20 protein-coding genes are annotated in these 17980 nt (G+C 64.6%); 10 read left to right on the forward strand and 10 right to left on the reverse strand.

Annotation, left to right across the window (positions count from 1 at the left end):
- Window positions 1-27: 27 nt before the first annotated feature.
- Complete coding sequence (dop, locus tag JGU72_RS13050) at window positions 28-1527, reverse strand: depupylase/deamidase Dop (protein WP_199684306.1); 1500 nt, start codon at window positions 1525-1527, stop codon at window positions 28-30.
- Between the two features lie 113 nt (window positions 1528-1640).
- Here dop and JGU72_RS13055 point away from each other — a divergent pair, with 113 nt between their 5' ends.
- Window positions 1641-2873 carry a DUF418 domain-containing protein gene (locus JGU72_RS13055; protein WP_199684307.1) on the forward strand — a complete coding sequence of 411 codons (1233 nt, stop codon included), beginning with the start codon at window positions 1641-1643 and terminating at the stop codon, window positions 2871-2873.
- On the opposite strand, the gene JGU72_RS13060 is transcribed toward JGU72_RS13055, so the two are convergent.
- Window positions 2758-3138, reverse strand: coding sequence for a nitroreductase/quinone reductase family protein (locus tag JGU72_RS13060; protein WP_199684308.1), 381 nt, complete (start codon window positions 3136-3138; stop codon window positions 2758-2760). The two genes, JGU72_RS13055 and JGU72_RS13060, sit on opposite strands and share 116 nt — an antisense overlap.
- 65 nt (window positions 3139-3203) lie before the next feature.
- Here JGU72_RS13060 and JGU72_RS13065 point away from each other — a divergent pair, with 65 nt between their 5' ends.
- The 4 genes from JGU72_RS13065 to JGU72_RS13080 all read left to right on the forward strand — a co-directional run bounded on the left by JGU72_RS13065 (window position 3204) and on the right by JGU72_RS13080 (window position 5702).
- Window positions 3204-3728 carry an NUDIX hydrolase gene (locus tag JGU72_RS13065; RefSeq protein ID WP_233531918.1) on the forward strand — a complete coding sequence of 175 codons (525 nt, stop codon included), beginning with the start codon at window positions 3204-3206 and terminating at the stop codon, window positions 3726-3728.
- A gap of 51 nt (window positions 3729-3779) precedes the next feature.
- A complete protein-coding gene (locus JGU72_RS13070; RefSeq protein ID WP_199684310.1) occupies window positions 3780-4502 on the forward strand; it encodes a molybdopterin-dependent oxidoreductase in 723 nt (240 codons plus the stop codon).
- Window positions 4486-5124, forward strand: coding sequence for a cytochrome b/b6 domain-containing protein (locus JGU72_RS13075; RefSeq protein ID WP_199684311.1), 639 nt, complete (start codon window positions 4486-4488; stop codon window positions 5122-5124). Before JGU72_RS13070 ends, JGU72_RS13075 begins: the two co-directional genes overlap by 17 nt.
- 68 nt (window positions 5125-5192) lie before the next feature.
- On the forward strand, window positions 5193-5702 hold the full coding sequence (locus tag JGU72_RS13080; RefSeq protein WP_307828422.1) for a WKL family lipoprotein: 510 nt from the start codon (window positions 5193-5195) through the stop codon (window positions 5700-5702).
- A gap of 58 nt (window positions 5703-5760) precedes the next feature.
- Here the strand turns inward: JGU72_RS13080 and arc are convergent, their stop codons facing one another.
- Entirely contained in the window at window positions 5761-7521 is a 1761-nt protein-coding gene (arc, locus tag JGU72_RS13085) for a proteasome ATPase (RefSeq protein WP_199684312.1), read from the reverse strand.
- Between the two features lie 314 nt (window positions 7522-7835).
- Between arc and JGU72_RS13090 the strand changes: the two genes are divergently transcribed.
- Both JGU72_RS13090 and JGU72_RS13095 read left to right on the forward strand, forming a co-directional pair.
- A complete protein-coding gene (locus tag JGU72_RS13090; RefSeq protein WP_199684313.1) occupies window positions 7836-8462 on the forward strand; it encodes a hypothetical protein in 627 nt (208 codons plus the stop codon).
- A 91-nt stretch (window positions 8463-8553) separates the two neighbouring features.
- Window positions 8554-9087, forward strand: coding sequence for a peroxiredoxin (locus JGU72_RS13095; RefSeq protein WP_199684314.1), 534 nt, complete (start codon window positions 8554-8556; stop codon window positions 9085-9087).
- Here JGU72_RS13095 and JGU72_RS13100 read toward each other — a convergent pair whose 3' ends face one another.
- Window positions 9088-9918 carry a tRNA (adenine-N1)-methyltransferase gene (locus JGU72_RS13100; protein ID WP_199684315.1) on the reverse strand — a complete coding sequence of 277 codons (831 nt, stop codon included), beginning with the start codon at window positions 9916-9918 and terminating at the stop codon, window positions 9088-9090.
- Window positions 9919-9997: 79 nt separating this feature from the next.
- Between JGU72_RS13100 and JGU72_RS13105 the strand changes: the two genes are divergently transcribed.
- Window positions 9998-10864 carry a RecB family exonuclease gene (locus tag JGU72_RS13105; protein ID WP_199684316.1) on the forward strand — a complete coding sequence of 289 codons (867 nt, stop codon included), beginning with the start codon at window positions 9998-10000 and terminating at the stop codon, window positions 10862-10864.
- A 1-nt stretch (window position 10865) separates the two neighbouring features.
- On the opposite strand, the gene hisG is transcribed toward JGU72_RS13105, so the two are convergent.
- From hisG to JGU72_RS13130, 5 genes are all read right to left on the reverse strand, one after another.
- Window positions 10866-11717, reverse strand: coding sequence for an ATP phosphoribosyltransferase (gene hisG / locus JGU72_RS13110; protein ID WP_199684317.1), 852 nt, complete (start codon window positions 11715-11717; stop codon window positions 10866-10868).
- A gap of 51 nt (window positions 11718-11768) precedes the next feature.
- Window positions 11769-12032, reverse strand: a complete 264-nt coding sequence (locus JGU72_RS13115) for a phosphoribosyl-ATP diphosphatase (RefSeq protein WP_199684318.1) — start codon at window positions 12030-12032, stop codon at window positions 11769-11771.
- Between the two features lie 21 nt (window positions 12033-12053).
- Window positions 12054-12572, reverse strand: coding sequence for a hypothetical protein (locus JGU72_RS13120; protein ID WP_199684319.1), 519 nt, complete (start codon window positions 12570-12572; stop codon window positions 12054-12056).
- A 66-nt stretch (window positions 12573-12638) separates the two neighbouring features.
- Window positions 12639-13298, reverse strand: a complete 660-nt coding sequence (locus JGU72_RS13125) for an HAD family hydrolase (protein WP_199684320.1) — start codon at window positions 13296-13298, stop codon at window positions 12639-12641.
- Window positions 13299-13300: 2 nt separating this feature from the next.
- Window positions 13301-14821, reverse strand: a complete 1521-nt coding sequence (locus JGU72_RS13130; protein ID WP_199684321.1) for a serine/threonine-protein kinase — start codon at window positions 14819-14821, stop codon at window positions 13301-13303.
- A gap of 379 nt (window positions 14822-15200) precedes the next feature.
- Here JGU72_RS13130 and JGU72_RS13135 point away from each other — a divergent pair, with 379 nt between their 5' ends.
- Together JGU72_RS13135 and JGU72_RS13140 are read left to right on the forward strand one after the other, a co-directional pair.
- Window positions 15201-15821: a hypothetical protein gene (locus JGU72_RS13135; protein WP_199684322.1), complete on the forward strand. Its 621-nt coding sequence runs from the start codon at window positions 15201-15203 to the stop codon at window positions 15819-15821.
- A 328-nt stretch (window positions 15822-16149) separates the two neighbouring features.
- Window positions 16150-17562, forward strand: coding sequence for an HNH endonuclease signature motif containing protein (locus tag JGU72_RS13140; RefSeq protein WP_199684323.1), 1413 nt, complete (start codon window positions 16150-16152; stop codon window positions 17560-17562).
- 148 nt (window positions 17563-17710) lie between these two features.
- Here the strand turns inward: JGU72_RS13140 and JGU72_RS31420 are convergent, their stop codons facing one another.
- Window positions 17711-17938, reverse strand: coding sequence for a helix-turn-helix domain-containing protein (locus tag JGU72_RS31420; RefSeq protein ID WP_199684324.1), 228 nt, complete (start codon window positions 17936-17938; stop codon window positions 17711-17713).
- Window positions 17939-17980 lie beyond the last annotated feature (42 nt).

Here is a 17980-nt window from a genome sequence, read left to right on the forward strand (position 1 = left end):
AGTGGTGGAAAGATCGGTTCGGCGCGGTCACGTCGTCAGCTGATCGACCAGCTCCGCAGCAGTGCTGACCGAGTCCAAAAGCTTTCCCACGTGGGCTTTACTGCCTCGATGCGGTTCCAGCGTAGGGATTCGGACCAGTGAATCGCCACCCAGATCGAAGATTACCGAGTCCCAGCTTGCGGCCGCGATGTCGGCACCGAATCGGCGCAGACACTCGCCACGGAAGTACGCGCGCGTATCGGAAGGCGGGTTCGTCATCGCGTCGAGCACCTGCTGCTCGCTGACGAGTCGCTTCATCGAGCCACGCGCGACAAGTCGGTTGTACAAACCCTTTTCGAGCCGCACGTCGGAGTACTGCAAGTCGACGAGCTGCAACTTGGGCGCGGCCCAACCGAGCCCCTCGCGGTTGCGAATCCCCTCCAGCAGTCGCAATTTGGCGGGCCAGTCCAGCAGGGTCGCGCACTCCATCGGATCGCGTTCGAGCAGATCGAGAACCATCGCCCAGTTCTCGAGGATGTCGTTCGCGCGCGCATCATCGGAACTGTTCTTCGCCACGAACTTCGCGGCGCGCTCCAGGTAGATCCGCTGCAGCGCAAGGCCGGTCAGCTCCCTGCCGTCGGCAAGAGCAACCGCGCGCCGCAGTGTGGGGTCGTGGCTTATCGCATGAACCGCTGTCACCGGTCGGGCCAGTTGCAGGTCGGAGAGGTCGACGCCTGCTTCGATCAGGTCCAGCACCAAGGCGGTCGTACCCACCTTCAGGTAGGTGGACATCTCCGCGAGGTTCGCGTCGCCGATGATCACGTGCAAGCGCCGGTACTTGTCCGCGTCGGCGTGGGGTTCGTCGCGGGTGTTGATGATCCCGCGTTTCAGCGTCGTCTCGAGCCCGACCTCGACCTCGATGTAATCGGACCGCTGCGACAACTGGAAGCCCGCTTCGTCACCGGACTGGCCGATGCCGACCCGGCCGGAACCGCAGATCACCTGGCGGGACGCGAAGAACGGCGACAAACCGAGAATGATCGAGTTGAACGGCGTGTCGCGGCTCATCAGGTAGTTCTCGTGCGTGCCGTAGGAGGCACCCTTGCCGTCGACGTTGTTCTTGTAGAGGTTGAGTCGCGCCGTCCCCGGCACGCTCGACGCGTACCGTGCGGCCGCTTCCATCACGCGCTCACCGGCCTTGTCCCAGATCACGGCGTCGAGCGCGTCTGTGACCTCGGGCGCGGAGTACTCCGGATGGGCGTGGTCGACATAGAGCCGAGCGCCGTTGGTGAGGATCATGTTTGCGGCGCCGACCTCGTCCGCGTCGATCACCGGCGCGGGCCCGCTGAGCCGGCCGAGATCGAATCCACGGGCGTCACGCAACGGCGATTCGACCTCATAGTCCCATCGTGTGCGCTTGGCGCGTGGCACTCCCTCCGCGGCCGCATACGCGAGCACGGCTTGCGTGGAAGTCAGGATCGGGTTCGCTGAGGCCTCGGTCGGCGACGAGATGCCGTACTCGACCTCGATGCCGATGATTCGCTGCATAGACCTGAGCCTATTCGACTCGCGCGCGGCGCCTCGCGCCGACCGAATGTCATACCCGCGATCATCCTTTCGGCTGATGTGTGGACGCGGTGCCGGTTGGCACGTTGGAGGGTATGGCAGCGGTTCGAATTCAGGCACTCGACGTCCTTCGCGGCATCGCCATCCTCGGCACCCTGGCCACGAACATCTGGATCTTCACCGACCCCGAGGGCCTGGTCGGATACATCAACGGCACAGCAACGCTCGACGGCGCCTGGCAGTGGATCGAGAAGGTGCTCCAGCAACTCTCGCAAGGCAAGTTCCTCGGTTTGCTGACCATTATGTTCGGGATCGGCCTTGCGATTCAACAGAATTCGGCGGTCCGGCGCGGTCGGCGCTGGCCAGGGAACTACCCGTGGCGAGCCGGCCTGCTGTTCCTCGACGGCCTCGTCCACTTCGTGCTCGTCGTCGAGTTCGACGTGCTCATGGGCTACGCAGTGACCGGTCTGGTGGTCGCGTTTCTGCTCGCGACTTCCGAACGCGCACAACGCCGTTGGATGTGGATGACGGCAGTGGTACACGTGGCGTTCCTGTCGCTCGTGACCGTCGCGATACTCACCGCGCCCGAGCCGGAACCACCGAAACCGCTCGACCCCAACCTCTACGCGGACGGTTCCTGGGTCAGCCTCGTCGGATTCCGGCTGGAGAATGCTGTCCTCTTCCGCATCGAAGCGGTGTTCATCTTTGCGATGTCGATCGCGCTGTTCGTTGCGGGCGCCCGGCTCTATCGCGCCGGCGCGCTCGGCCCGGAGGGTGGCGCAATCCGGCGCCGTTTGCTGATCGCCGGCGCCATCGCGTGGCCGATCGACATGGCGCTCGGCCTGTTCGGTGGCGACGCCGGACTCATCCTCAGCCGGTACGGCACCGCGGCAATCGTTGCTCTCGGACTCCTCGCCCTGGTGGCCGAGTTCTACGTCCGGCGCGAACGCATCGGCGTGGTCGGGCGGCGATTGTCCGACGTCGGCCGAATGGCGCTGAGCAGCTATGTCCTGCAGAACATCGTCGCGTCGGCCGTGTGTTACGGCTGGGGCCTCGGCGTGGCGGCTCGCCTCACCGGCAATGCGCGGGTCCCTGTCACCGTCGGCGTCTATCTGGCGGTCTGCGCAATCGTTGTCGCTTTCGCGCACCTGTGGCTACGGCGCTTCCAACGCGGACCGGTCGAGTGGCTGTGGAACGAGAGCTACCGCGCGATCACTGCGCGAGTTGGAGTTGGACGTAGTACGGCGCATCGAGCGCAAGCAGAATCTGGCGAACACCCAACGGCGCCCAACTCACGTCAGGATCGTGAATCACCTGCGGCGCGGTGAGTGCCACCCGGCTCCCCCGGTGATCCAGCTCGCAACCGTTGTCCGCGAGCACGTTCTTGATCCAATCGGCGTCCGAACCGTATGTCAGCGCGATTCTGTAGCCCGCGTCGTTCTGGAACGCGTTGACGGGGGTCCGGTACTCACGACCGGAATTGCGACCCTTGTGCACGACGATCGCGAAGCCAGGCATGCGGCCCGCGATCAGACCCGATATGCGGTTGGTAGCCCGTCGGTTGATCCGGGCAAGTCGTCGTGGCAATGGCATGCCTACTCCTTTCGTTCCGCCGTGAACCATAAACCCGCCCCGATCGCAGTGCGACGATGGCTGACATGAGACCGAATGCACTCGACGAAGTGATTGCCGTCTACGACCGTTCCGGCGCAGTGACAGGCACTGCCACCCGCTCGACCGTGTACGCAGAAGGCTTGTGGCACGCCACATCCGGCGTGCTCGTGCGGTCGACCGACGGCGAGCGCATCTACGTGCACCGCCGAACGGACATCAAATCGGTCTACCCGGGAATGCACGATTGCCTGGCAGGTGGCGTCGTCGACCCCGGCGAGACGATCGAAGAAGCTGCAGTCCGGGAACTGGCGGAAGAGCTCGGGATCACGGGCGTGGCGTTGCGACCCCTGGCCGACGCATCGTGGGACGGCGAATGGAACGACAGACCGATGCGTTGCCACCTGTTCGCGTTCGAAGCCCGCTACGACGGACCCATCCGCCACCAGGCCAGCGAAATCGCCGACGGCTGGTGGTGGACCGATCGAGAACTCGCCGACCATCTCGCCGATCCCGAATGGGCCTTCGTGCCGGACACCCGAATCCTCGTGCCCGACATGCTGCGGGGCTAGCGTCACGAATTCGTCATCCCCGCGCGGCCCCGGGACGCGCACAGTGGAGTGGTGGACACGCCCGAGCCGATCGCCGGTGCGCCCGTCGGCCGACGGGTGGTGCTCGGCCTGCTAGGTCTCGGCGTGGCAGGTGTCTTCGGCGGCGCGCAGATCCAGAAGCAGCTCGCGAAGGTGTTGGGGCCGCTCGGCAACCACGACCCCACCGGCTTGGTCGGCCTCATTCCGGTCGGCAACTCGTTCCGGTTCTACTCGGTCACGCGCGGGGCGCCGCGAAAGACCGCCGACACCTACCGCCTCGAGGTGACCGGCCTCGTGGAGACGCCGCGGACTTTCACCCTCGCCGATCTCGACGCAATGCCACAGACCGACCTCGTTCGCGACTTCCAGTGCGTCACCGGTTGGCGGGTTCCCGAAGTGCCCTGGCGCGGAGTGCGACTCGATCACATTCTCGAGCTGGTGCGGCCGGCGAGAGTGGCGACTGCGGTGCGGTTCACATCGTTCGACGGCACCTACACCGAGAGTCTCACGCTCGAACAAGCTAGGCGTTCCGATGTTCTGGTCGCATTGGAGATGATCGACGGACCGGTTACCCACGACCACGGCGGACCGGTCCGGCTGTACGTCGCGCCCATGTACGGATACAAGAGCCTCAAGTGGTTGTCGGGCATCGAGCTCACTGCCGATGTCGAACGGGGTTACTGGGAAGAACGCGGCTACGACGTCGACGCGTGGGTAGGCGGATCGAACGGCCGTGGTGATGACCCCACAGCATGACGACGAACTGCGCCGCTTCGACCGCGTCGAACGATGGGTGCACTGGCTCACCGGCGCCCTGGTTCTGGTCTGTATCGCGACTGCGGCAATTCTCTACAACTCGCCGCTCGCTGTCCTGGTCGGCAACCGGCACATCATCGAAACAATCCACGTCTATTGCGGTTTCGCGCTGCCCGTACCACTCGTTGCCGGATACGTCTCGCTCGCCTACCGACGAGATCTGCGGCGGCTGAACAGGTTCACCCGTGCCGATTGGCACTGGTTGCGCTCCAAGAGGCACCGCCGAAGCGGTATCGGCGTCGGCAAGTTCAACGCCGGTCAGAAGCTCAACGCTGCCTTCAGCGCCGGTTCGATCTTCGTTCTGCTCGGGACGGGAATCGTCATGTACTTCCCCGATTGGACGCGCTTGGTGTTCCGGACCGGCGCGACCTTCGTGCACGACTGGTTCGCGTTGGCCTTCGGTCTTCTCGTCGTCGGACATCTGGTGTACGCATTCAACGATCGGGAGGCGATGCGGGGAATGAGATCCGGTGTGGTGACCCGCCGTTGGGCACGGCAGGAACATTCGCGCTGGGCCGGTGAACACGAGTCCGGCAGCGCCGAAGCACGCTCGGGTTCGTGAAAGTCCTGTGTTAGGGTCGCCTTACCTCGCTCGAATACCAGTTTCGAGCGCCGATCGAAAGGCGGAATGTGATTCCGACCGGCCCGAAATCAATCCTGTTCAAGACCATGGTCGCGTCCGCGGCCGCGGTCGTCGCGCTGGGCATCAGCGCGTGCGGGTCCGACGACGACTCCTCGAGCGACGCAACGACGACCAGCGCCGCTGCTGCGGCCACGACCACCACCACATCGGCGGCAGCCGCCGCGGGACCGTCGGCCGAAGAACTGCAGGCGCCGCTGGTGGCACTGGCGGACCTCACCAAGCCGGCCGCTGATCGGGCCGTCCTCCTGGTGAACGGCGAAGCGCGGATTCCGAACATCGACACGATGACCGCGGCGCTGCAGTCCTATGGGCAGATTACGTTTGCCGTCCGCGACATCACCACTGCGGGAACGACCGCAAACGCGACCACAGACGTCACCACCGTGCACGGCACCGCGCCGATGCCGTTCACGTGGGAGAACGTCGACGGCACCTGGAAGCTGTCCGACGCGAGCACGTGTCAGCTGCTCGCTCTGGGCCAGGCGCCCTGCGCGTAGTACCGACAAGAAGGTCCCCGGCGCGAATGCGTCGGGGACCTTCTTGTTTCAGAGCGTGCTACAGGTACTGGCCGGTGTTCGACTCCGTGTCGATCGCCCGGCTTGCACTCGCATTCTTTCCGGTGACGAGCGTGCGGATGTAGACGATCCGTTCGCCCTTCTTGCCGGAGATGCGCGCCCAGTCGTCCGGGTTCGTCGTGTTCGGCAGGTCCTCGTTCTCGGAGAACTCGTCAACGATCGAATCGAACAGGTGCTGGATCCGCAGACCGGGTGAGTTGGTCTCCAGAACCGCCTTGATCGCGTACTTCTTCGACCGGTCCACGATGTTCTGGATCATGGCGCCCGAGTTGAAGTCCTTGAAATACAGAACTTCTTTGTCACCGTTGGCATAGGTGACTTCGAGGAACCGGTTGTCTTCGCTCTCGGCGTACATCCGCTCGACGACCTTCTCGATCATCGCCTGGATGCACGCTGTCCGGTCTCCGCCGAATTCGTTCAGGTCGTCGGCGTGCACCGGCAGGCTCTCGGTGAGGTACTTCGAGAAGATGTCCTGTGCCGACTCGGCGTCCGGACGCTCGATCTTGATCTTCACGTCGAGCCGACCGGGGCGCAGGATTGCGGGGTCGATCATGTCCTCGCGGTTCGACGCACCGATCACGATGACGTTCTCGAGGCCTTCGACGCCGTCGATCTCGCTCAGCAGCTGTGGCACGACCGTCGTCTCGACGTCGGACGAGACGCCCGACCCACGAGTACGGAAGATCGAGTCCATCTCGTCGAAGAACACGATCACCGGAGTGCCTTCGGACGCCTTCTCCCGGGCACGCTGGAAGATGATCCGGATATGGCGTTCGGTTTCGCCGACGAACTTGTTCAGTAGCTCGGGGCCCTTGATGTTCAAGAAGAAGGACTTGGCTTCCTTGGCATCCTCGCCTCGCGACTCGGCGATCTTCTTCGCCAGCGAGTTTGCGACGGCCTTCGCGATGAGCGTCTTTCCGCAGCCGGGCGGGCCGTAGAGCAGGACACCCTTCGGCGGTCGCAGCGAGTACTCGCGGAACAGTTCCTTGTGGAGGAACGGCAGCTCGACGGCGTCGCGGATCTGCTCGATCTGGCGACCGAGACCGCCGATGTCGCTGTAGTCGACGTCGGGCACCTCTTCGAGCACGAGGTCCTCGACCTCGGCCTTCGGTATCCGCTCGTACGCGTAACCGGCCTTCGTATCGACCAGCAGCGAGTCGCCCGGACGCAGCTTTCGGATCGGCGAGTCGGGATCGTCGATGTCGTCGATCTCCGCCACGCGCGCCAAGGGCTCGGCCAGGAGCACGACGCGCTCTTCGTCGGCATGCCCGACGACCAGGGCACGCGTGCCGTTGTCGAGAATCTCCCGCAGCGTGGTGATCTCGCCGACGCGCTCATACTTACCGGCCTCGACAACCGTCAGCGCCTCGTTCAGGCGGACCGTCTGGCCGAGATTCAGCGTCTCGGTGTCGATGTTCGGCGAGCACGTCAACCGCATCTTGCGGCCCGAGGTGAACACGTCGACCGTCTCGTCCTCGTGGACGGACAACAGCACGCCGTATCCGCTCGGCGGCTGACCGAGCCGGTCGACCTCCTCGCGCAACGCGACGAGTTGCTGGCGCGCTTCCTTGAGGGTGTCCATCAGCTTCGTATTGCGGATGGTCAGGGAATCGACGCGTGTTTCGAGTTCACGTGACCGATCCGGTGATTCCGCGAGCTGACGGCGAAGTCCAGCAGCCTCGGCGCGCAAAGCCTCGAGTTCTCTCCAAGCCGCCGAATCCGAACTATCGATGGGGCTCATGCTCGACTCCTCCCAGTACCGGTCTATCCACGCTACCGGGGTTACCCCGTTTGCGCTTTCCGACACTGCTAGCGATCTGGTCACAAACGTGGTGGGGAACCTCGTTGTGCGGAACCTGTGCAATCGGGTTGTTCAGTTGTGCTCGCCCAGGTCGGCACGAGCAGCGCCCGGCGGCACTCCGCAATCGTGGTATCGCCGGACTAGCCATTGTCGTTGCGGCGAGGCCCCCTGGCTAGTGCATTCTTTTCACGCCCGTAACTTGGTCCCCTGTCGCGACAGTGTTCGTACACTGTCCCCGTGAAGATTGGTGGCATGTGAATCCACAGCCTGCGCCAGGCAAAATCGAAAACCGTCGCGTGTGGTTGCGGCCGTCGCCGAAGCTCGTGTTGCTCGGTGCCGTACTCGGCCTGCCCTTCGTCATCGGCGCTGTCCTTGCGTTCGTGTTCTCGTTCTCCGCCGACGATTCGGCACCCTCGGCGCTGCGCGACTCGGGGTCCGAAGCCGCCACGCCGAACAACGCGCAGCCCGCGCCGCAGCCCACGACCACGGCCGTCGTTCCGGACCTGCCTGCACCCACCACCGAATTTCTTCAGGATTCCCTCGCAAGATTCGTCGACCCCGCTATACCCGCCGATCAGAAGGTCGGGCTCGTGGTCGACGGCTTGCAGTTCGTTCCACTCATCGACTCGATGAACACCGCGCTCGCCGACTACGGGCGAATTACGTTCGCTGTCAACGCAGTCGAGGTCCAAGGCAACCAGGCGATCGCGGCCGTCGAGGTGACGACGCCGTTGACCCCACCCATTCCGCTGCGCAATGTGACGTGGGAAAACAGTGACGGCACATGGCGTTTGACGCCTTCGACGACCTGCAACCTGCTCGCATTCGGCCGGACCAGTTGCCAGAACATGCTGCCGGGAGCTGTGCCCGCGCCGCGCTGACGGCGCCCGTGCCCACACGTCGAAAATTGCCCGCCGACCTGCAGTGACGATATTTCCCGATCACCCGCTGTACTGAAGTAGTGTCCCCTCCATGAACGAAGGTGATCAGGCGCCGAATTTCTACCTGTTCGATCACACGGGCACCCGACGTTCGCTCTACGCGTTTCTCTCCGACGGCCCTGTGGTCCTGTTCTTCTATCCGATTGCGAACTCGCCGATCTGCAGCGCGGAGGCCTGCCACTTTCGGGATCTCGCAAGCGAATTCGCCGCAGTGCACGCGCAACGGGTCGGCATCAGTACCGACACGGTCGACCGCCAGGCGCATTTCGCGCAGCAGCGCGCCTTCGACTATCCGTTGCTGTCCGACGAGCACGGTGCCGTAGCCGAGCAATTCGGTGTCAAGCGCGGAATCCGGCGCGCGCGAGCCAAGCAAACCCAACGCCACCGGCGCCGAAACAAGCGGCCCGGGTTGTTCGCCCGTTTGGTCCCGACCAAGCGGAAGACATTTGTCATCGACGTGGACGGGACCGTTCTCAAGGTCGTCTCGAGCGAACTTCGCGGCAGCATTCACGCCAATCAGGCTCTGTGGTACCTGCAAACGCAGTACCCGACCTTGCGCCGCTAGCTATCCCTTTCCTGCCCTGCGTTGCGGCTTCGGCGTCACGGTTCCCTCCGCAAGCTTTCGCGCGCTGACGAGAAAGGCGGTGTGCCCCTGCATACGGTGCTCGGGGCGGACGGCCAGCCCGACGATATGCCACCCGCGGACGATCGACTCCCAGGAACGCGGTTCGGTCCAGCACTCCTGTTCGCGCAGCGCTTCCACGACCTTGGACAGCTGCGTCACAGTCGCGACGTAGACGATCAGCACACCGCCGGGGATCAACGCCTTCGACACGGCAGGCAACGCGTCCCAGGGCGACAGCATGTCGAGCACAGCGCGATCGACCTGGCCGTCGAAGTGGGCGACGTCGCCGATCGTCAGATCCCAGTTCTCCGGGCGGCCGCCGAAAAAGGTCTCGACGTTGCGCACGGCGTGGATAGCGTGGTCGTCGCGCACCTCGTAGGAGACGACGCGTCCCTCGGGGCCGACGGCACGCAGCAGAGAGCACGTCAGAGCGCCGGACCCGGCGCCTGCCTCGAGCACGCGCGCGCCGGGGAACACATCGCCCTCGTGGACGATCTGCGCGGCATCCTTGGGGTAGATGACCTGGGCGCCACGCGGCATCGACAGAATGTAGTCGACGAGTAGGGGCCGCAACGCGAGATACGGGGTGCCGTTCGTCGATTTGACGACGGTGCCCTCGTCTGTGCCGATGAGGTCGTCGTGCTGGAGTCCCCCTCTGTGCGTATGGAATTCGCGGCCTTCCTCGAGAACGACCGTGTAGTGCCGGCCCTTCGCATCGGTCAACTGCACTCGATCGCCGACCTGGAAAGGTCCTGTGCGTCGTGCGGTCATCGGTAAGCCACTCCTCGCCGTCCGCCCCTCGGGGCGCGGTCGCGACAACGTGTCGGACCGCAGGCATACCCTGCCAGGTGTGACAGTCGTTGCCAGCGTCCACCCCGAGAACACCGATCCAGGCGAAGTCAGGCCGGCTCGTCGGCCGGCGCTGTCACCGTCGCGGGCGGACGACTTCAGGCAATGCCCGCTGAAGTACCGGTTCCGCGCGGTCGATCGGGTCCCGGAGGTGCCCTCGCGCGCGGCGGTGCGGGGAACTCTCGTCCATGCCGCCCTCGAAGACCTCTACGGTCTGCCGGCAGCAGACCGCGTCGCGGACCGGGCAGCAAGCCTCGTGCTGCCTGCCTGGGAACGAATCCTCGAAGGCAACCCCGAGCTCACAGAACTGATCTCCGACGACGATCGCGAGACGTTCTTCTCCGAGGCACGCACCCTGATCGCGACCTACTACAACCTCGAAGACCCGACGCGGTTCGAGCCCGAAGCGTGCGAACTCCGAGTCGAGACCGAACTCGCGGACGGCGCGGTGCTGCGCGGCTTCGTCGACAGGGTCGACGTGGCACCGGACGGGCAAGTCCGTGTCGTCGACTACAAGACCGGCCGGATTCCGAGCGAAAAGCGCGAATCGCGCGCGTTGTTTCAGATGAAGTTCTACGCCTTGGTCATTCTGCGTACGCGAGGCGTCGTGCCGACACAGCTCCGGCTCCTCTATCTCGCGGACAACGACATGCTGACCTACAAACCCGACGAGGAGGAGCTACTGCGGTTCGAGCGCACACTTTCGGCCATCTGGAAGGCGATCCTCGATGCGGGCGCGACGGGCGACTTCCGCCCGAATCCCGGGAAGCAGTGCGCCTGGTGCGATTACAAAGCGCTGTGCCCATCTTTCGGCGGTACTCCCCCGCCCTATCCGGGGTGGCCCTCGGAGATCGAAGTTGCCGAATAGCTCAGAAAGCGCGGCAGGACCGGATATCCGACGCGAGGATCGCTTTGGCGCCGAGCTCGGCCAGCTGATCCATGACGTCGTTGTGCTCCTTGCGCGGCACCATCGCGCGCACGGCGATCCAGTCTTCGTCGGCAAGTGGCGACACGGTCGGCGACTCGAGGCCCGGCGTGATCCGGACGGCTTCGTCGAGAAGCGTTCGGGGGCAGTCGTAGTCGAGCATCAAATACTGCTGCGCGAAGACCACGCCCTGGACGCGTGCGATCAGCTGGTTCCGGGCGCGATCGTCGTTGGTCGAACCGGCGCGTTCGATCAGCACGCCTTCCGAGTCGCACAGGGATTCCCCGAAGGCGACGAGGTTGTGCTGCCGCAGGGTCCTGCCGGAACCGACGACGTCGGCAATCGCATCCGCGACACCGAGCTGGATGGAGATCTCGACGGCACCGTCGAGCCGGATGACTTCGGCTTCGAGGCCACGGGCCGCGAGGTCCACGCGCACGAGGTTGGGGTAGGACGTGGCGATTCGCAGACCACCGAGGTCGTTCGCGGTCCACTCCCGACCGGCGGGCGCTGCATAGCGGAACGAGGATCGCCCGAAGCCCAGCGCTAGGCGCTCCGCGACCGGTGCGCCCGAGTCGAGCGCCAGATCGCGTCCGGTGATGCCGAGATCCAACTCACCGGAACCGACGTAGATCGCGATGTCCTTGGGCCGGAGGAAGAAGAACTCGACCTGATTCGACGGGTCGAGCACGGTCAGGTCGCGCGAGTCGGTCCGGCGGCGGTAGCCGGCCTCGGACAGTATTTCGGCAGCGGACTCGGACAGTGCGCCTTTGTTGGGTACTGCTACTCGCAGCATCGTGATGTCTCTTTCGGTAGCGGCGGTCGTGTGCTGTGCGGGGACGTCGTCCTACAGATGTCGGTAGACGTCCTCGAGCTTCAGCCCCCGACCGACCAGCAGCACCTGCACCCAATAGAGCAGCTGCGAGACCTCACCAGCGAGCGCCTCGTCGCTCTCGTGCTCGGCGGCCAGCCATACTTCGCCAGCTTCTTCGAGGATCTTCTTGCCCTGGAAATGAACCCCGGCGTCCAACGCTGCAACGGTGCCGGAACCCTCGGGGCGAGTGGCGGCACGGTCCTGTAGCTCGGTGAACAGGGATTCGAAGTTCTTCACGAGTAGCTATTCTTGCAGCTCCTACTCGCCGCCCTGCAAAGTGATCTGGAATGAGGGAGCGCCCTCACCCTGATCGCCCGCGCAAACGATGCTGGCGCTGAACCCGTCGCGTTCGTAGACATGCGCGCAACCGCTCGACGTGGATTCGTTGAGCGTCCAGCCCAATCCGGGCAGTCGGCTGTCGTAGAACGTCTGGATCGCGTCGTCCGCGCCGGGCAACGTGCCGGCGACAAGTGCTGTCACGGCTTCGTCGCGAGTTTCGGTGACTTGCATATCCGGTGGGAACGGCCAGTCGTCGGGAAAGAGTGCCGGAATGGCACCCGCCGCTGTCGTAGTTGTTGCCGACGGGTCCTCGCTCGATGTCGTCGACTCTGCCGCAGTCGGGCGATTGCCGGTCAGTCGCGCGCCACCGCTTTGCGACTTCGACGTCGCCGCGCTGGTGCTCGCGGCAGAACTGCTATCGCCGCTGTCGCTGCTACAACCGGCAAGCGCGCACGTAAGTGCCGCGGCCGCAACCACACACGCGATACGTCGATTCACACTTTCCTCCACTGCGCTCGGCTGACCTACTGACGATAGCCCTGCGATCACCGAGCCGTGAGGTCGTCAGCCGAAGCAGGCGTGCATCTCTGCCAACGTCATTCCGATCAGCGTGTCGCGCATGACCCTGCCGGGTCCCGGCGGAACAGGGACTTCGCAGGGGACGACGAGCAGGCGACACCCTGCAGCTTCGGCAGCGAGCGCGCCGGTCGCCGAGTCCTCGATCGCCAGGCACTGCGACGGTTCCAGGTCCAGCAACTCCGCAGCCCGCAGATAGACGTGCGGCGCCGGCTTTCCGTCGACCACCTCGTCACCACACACGCTCGCGTCGAAGTACTCCCGGCCCATTGTGTCCAGTCCGTACTCTGCGAGATCGCGCTTCGTGTTGGTCACCAGCGCCATCGGCAAACCCGCGTCGCGGGTCATCGCGAGCGCATCTCGCGCGCCCGGGCGCCACGGGATGCCGCCTTCGAACAGGCCGGTGATGCGCTTTTCGAGCCACGCACCGGCAGCACCGACTGCCTCGGGGTGCGGCTCGAGTTCCAACGAGTCGAAGATGATCGCCAAGGCGTTGGGACCCGACGCGCCGATCAGCGCATGCCGAATCTGTGGCGTCATCGTCCCACCGAGATACTCGGCCAGTTCGTATACCGCTATGTCCCAGAGCTTCTCGGAGTCCAGGAGCGTACCGTCCATGTCCCAAAGGACACCGGCGAGTTGCGACATACTCAGAACGTCTCCGAGTCGTAGAGCACCAGACCGCTGCCCTCGTCGATGACGGCGACCCAGCGATTCTCGCTCGTACTTTTGCCGTTCTTGTCGACGTACGTCAGCGCGACGTTGACGCTCGACGTGCCCGACGTACCCTCCGTCACCGAATCCACGGTGACCGATTTGATGCCACCCCAGAAACTGTCGTAGCTGGACCGCGGGTTCTTGCCCTGGTAGTTGGCGGCGAGTTTCGCGTAGGCGGCGTCGGTGTCGTCAGGCAGCAGCGAGTAGTAGTCACGCACGAATTCGCTCATCGTGTCGAAATTGACGTCGCTGGACGAGCCGCCGTTGCTCGGATCGATCTGGCTGGTCGTGTTCGAACCACCGGACGTGTTGTCGCGATTGTTGACAATCATCGCCACAACGACGCCGACCGCGACCAATCCGGCCAACAACAACACTGCGACCGCGAGTCCGATGCCCCGGCGCGGCTTCTCGAGCTGCTGCGGTGCCTGCCGTGGGGCGAGCCGCTGCGGCGGCACCGGTGCGTGCCGCTGCTGCGGCGCGAGCGCCGGTTCGACAGTGGTGCGGGGCTGTTGCCGCGAAGGGGACGCCTGCTGGACCCGCTGCGGCGGAGCTTCGCGCCGCGTTGGTTCGGGCTTCGCACGTTCTTGAGCGGGAGCGGCGATCAATGCGGTGCGCGCTTGTCCGGTGTTGTCCTGAGTTGCAGCGACCCGCTCGAGCACATCCTGGGCTTGCCGCATGGTCGGGCGTCGCTCCGGGTCCTTGGCGAGCATGTCCAACAGCAAACGCGTCAGCGGACCGGTCGACCGGGGCTGCTCGATCTCCCCCGCCGCAACGGCGTGCAGCAGGGCGAGCGTGTTGTCCCGATTCCCGAAAGGCGGATTGCCCTCGATCATCATGTACAGGACGGCACCGAGTGCGAATACGTCGGCCGGGGACTCCGGATAGTCGCCGCGGGCAACTTCGGGCGCGAGGTAGGCCGGTGTACCTGCGACCATCCCCGTCGCGGTCACCGTGACGTCGCCGGTCGCGCGGGAGATTCCGAAGTCGGTGATCTTCACACTGCCGTTGTCGCCGATGAGAATGTTTGCCGGTTTGACGTCGCGGTGGACGATCCCGGCCTCGTGAGAGGCCGCTAGCGCAGATGCGACCTGGGCTCCGATCGCTGCCGTCTCGATGTGCCCGATCGGACCCGTTTCTTCGAGCATGTCGGCCAGGCTGCGCGACTGCAGATACTCCATGATCAGCCACGGCATGCCGTCTTCTTCGGCGACGTCGTAGACCGCGATCGCGTGCGGATGATGCAGACGAGCGGCGATTCGCCCCTCGCGCAGGGCGCGATGGTTCGCTTCTTCCGCTGCCGCAGCCGAGAGCCCCGGGGTCAGCAACAGCTGTTTGACGGCCACCATCCGGTCGAGACGGTTGTCGTGGGCGAGCCAGACCACGCCCATCCCACCGCTACCAATACGGTCGGTGAGCCGATAACGACCCGCGACCAGCCTGCCGGCGACCATCGTCCTCCCAAGAATTGCAACGTGAACCGGTCCAGAGTAGCCCTGTAGCGACACTGTCCTCATCGTTCTTGCCCGCATAAGTGAAGGACCCCACATCCGCAACATCCGGGCAATGAACGCTGGGTGGGACACGGGGGCAGTCTGCAGTCACGTACGTCACAACTGGCGTCACCCCTGCTCACACCCATGTTCGTTCGAACGTGAGGTCCGTCACCGATTCGGCTGCGGATCAGGCCGAATTCCGTGCTTACACTCCATAAACAGGGAGAAAAAGACCGCAAGACGGTTTCTGCCGAGATGGCACCTGGAATACAAATTGCTCAGCATTTGCTGAGGCTAGGGACAGTGAACGATGCAAACGCGGACGGGAGGACCTGACATGTCGTGGATACGACATACCTCGGTCGTGCTCGCCGGTGTCACGAGTGTGACGCTGACGGGTGCCGCAGCATCGGTCATTCTGTCGGCGCTCGGTGCCGGCCTGCCCACCGACAACATCTTCGATTTCGCGGCGCCGCCCGTGACTCGCGCGGCCGAGCCGGCGACGGTCGAGCCGTCCCTAGCCGCGCCGGTGTTGACGGCGCACGTCACTCGAAACGAGAACGCCGTTGTATCCGAGTACGCGCTGGAGAACGGCGTGACTGTCACTATCACCCAGTCCGACGGTCCGGGGGCGCTCGCCGCAACGGTGAAAGTGGACGACTACTACGTCGACGCGTCTGTCGCCAAGGTGCGCACGAAGGTTGTGGGCGTCGATCTGGCGACGAACATCTTCGACCTGATCCCCGACTTCATCAAACAGTGGTACGACCTCGACCCCGATATCGACGGCCCGACGGTCATTCACTCCGAGAACGATTTGCGTCGTGGCGAGATGACCGTGACGGCGTCGGATCCGGAAATCGGCGAGCACACGCTCGACATTCAACGCCGAAACGCCGCTGCCGAAGTCGCGCCTGCGGAAACCGCACCTCAGCAACCAGAGGTTGACGGCGCCTAGTCAGGCGTACGTGGGCCGCGATGCGCGGGCCGGATTGCGTAACTGCATTGGGGCGCCCAACGCTGCCGAACAGGACGACGTCACCCGTCGGAGCATTCGCCTGACACACCTGCCGACATATCTGGCCTGTGCCGTACCTGCCCGTCCGCTAGTACGGCGGGTGACATTGACCCTGTTTCCAGTCTTTCCGCCGTGCGAGCGGGGATGTGCGAACGACAGTGCTCAGTGAGCGCGGCAGCACATGAACACTGGGTTCCCGTCTACTTCGCGACCGGATCAGCAGGTGTATTCGTAGCTATACCAACAGTATTCGGGTAGACTCGAATACATGTTCGAGAAGTTGCTGCAGTCACTCAGCGGAGCCGGGATACCCGACCCTGAAGTGGCGCCGACCCCGGACATGGTCGACGCGGTGTCGGACCTGCACCGGTTCGAAGCCGCCGTGTGCGCCCGCAAACACGCACTCGCCGCCGCGGTGTATCAGCGATGCGTGGATCAGGCGCCCGCCGATCCCGATCCGGTCTCCGCGATCGATCCGTGGGACACCGCCGAAGCCGAACTGTCCGCCGCGTTGACCATCACCGGGTTCGGAGCGTCCGCGTTGATCGACATCGGGCACAACCTGATCACCCGGCTACCCAACGTGTGGGCCGCGTTCGCCCGCGGTGATCTGGATCTGTACCGGGTGAAGATCATCGTCAACGCCACCCGCAACGTCGCCGAGGAGCACCTCAAAGAGGTCGAACGCCGCATCCTCGCTGCCGCGGTGGACGGTCGGGCCGCGTTGACCGGGCGCCGGTTACGCGGTGTGGTCGACAAAGTCATCGCACAGATCGATCTCGCCGGGCTCCGCTCCCGCCGCGAAGCCGCCACCAAGGGGCGTCATGTGTGGATCGGACCCGGGCAAGACGGGATGGCCGAACTGGCCGGGTCCCTACCCGCGGCGGACGCCATGTTCGTGTCGGGTCGGATCGGGGAAATGGCGAAAGCGGTCTGCGCCCAGGACCCACGGACCTTCGCGGCGCGGAAGGCGGATGCGTTGATCGCGTTGACCCGTGGACAGTCCCAACTGGCGTGCGAATGCGGGCGTGAGGTGTGCCCGATCGGCGGTGTGTCGAAAGTCGGACGCAAAGCGTTGGTGCATGTGATCGCCACCCACGCCACCGTGACCGGTAGCAGTGATCAGCCGGGGTGGTTGGACGGGTTCGGCATCGTCGACGCCGACCAGGTGCGTGACATCGCCAAGGATGCGATCGTGCGGCCACTCGTGGACCCCGACGAAAAGGAGGCCACCGACTCCTACACACCGTCCGAGCAGGTGCAGGACTATGTCCGCGCGTTGTGGGGGTCGTGCATGTTCCCCAACTGCGATGTGCCGGCGTGGGAGTGCGATCTGGATCATCGCGACCCCTACAACCACGAGAATCCCACCGCGGGTGGTCGAACAACAGCCGAGAATTTGGGTCCGTTCTGCCGCAAACACCACCGGGGCAAGACCTTCGGCGGGTGGGACCTCACCAAAGGCGCGGACGGGTCACTGTCGATCACCTCCCCGCACGGCAAGACGTACCCGGTCCCCGAAACCGGTCCGATCCCACTGCTGGGCGGGACCGAACCCGACCGCCCGATGCCCGACACGGCACCGGACCCCAAGCAACGCACCAGAATCCAGCAACACGAAGCCCGCGCCCGCAGCGAGCGCGCCCAAAACGAAGGCGACTACGAACCGCCACCCTTCTAGCAAACCCAAGCCCGCTCAACCCGTCACCACCCGGTGACGGGCCAAACGGGCGTGCCTAACTGTTCTTCTCAGTGACGTTGTGAACGTTGACTCGGTCGATGGGTGCGATCGGCAGTAGTAGGCGAGGCGGTGAGGTCCCACCGACGAGTTAAGCGCACCTTGATGATTCGCCTTCGATTCCTGTCGGTGTCTGGATCGGCGAGGTGTTCGCTCTACTCGATCTGTCATGCCTCGCGGCTTCTCCGCCGATTCGGAACCGGTCGGCCCAGGTCCTGGCAGTGGGCGGCGAGCACTGGAAGCGATCCACTAGGCGGCTGATCGACCAACCTTGCTCCACTAGGAGGCGAGCCAGCTTCAAACGTCCACGCGCAGTCAACGAGGCATGTAACTACACCGAGCCAGAGCGAGAAGCGACACA

The sequence above is a fragment of the Antrihabitans auranticaus genome (genome assembly GCF_016481275.1).
GTDB lineage: Bacteria > Actinomycetota > Actinomycetes > Mycobacteriales > Mycobacteriaceae > Antrihabitans.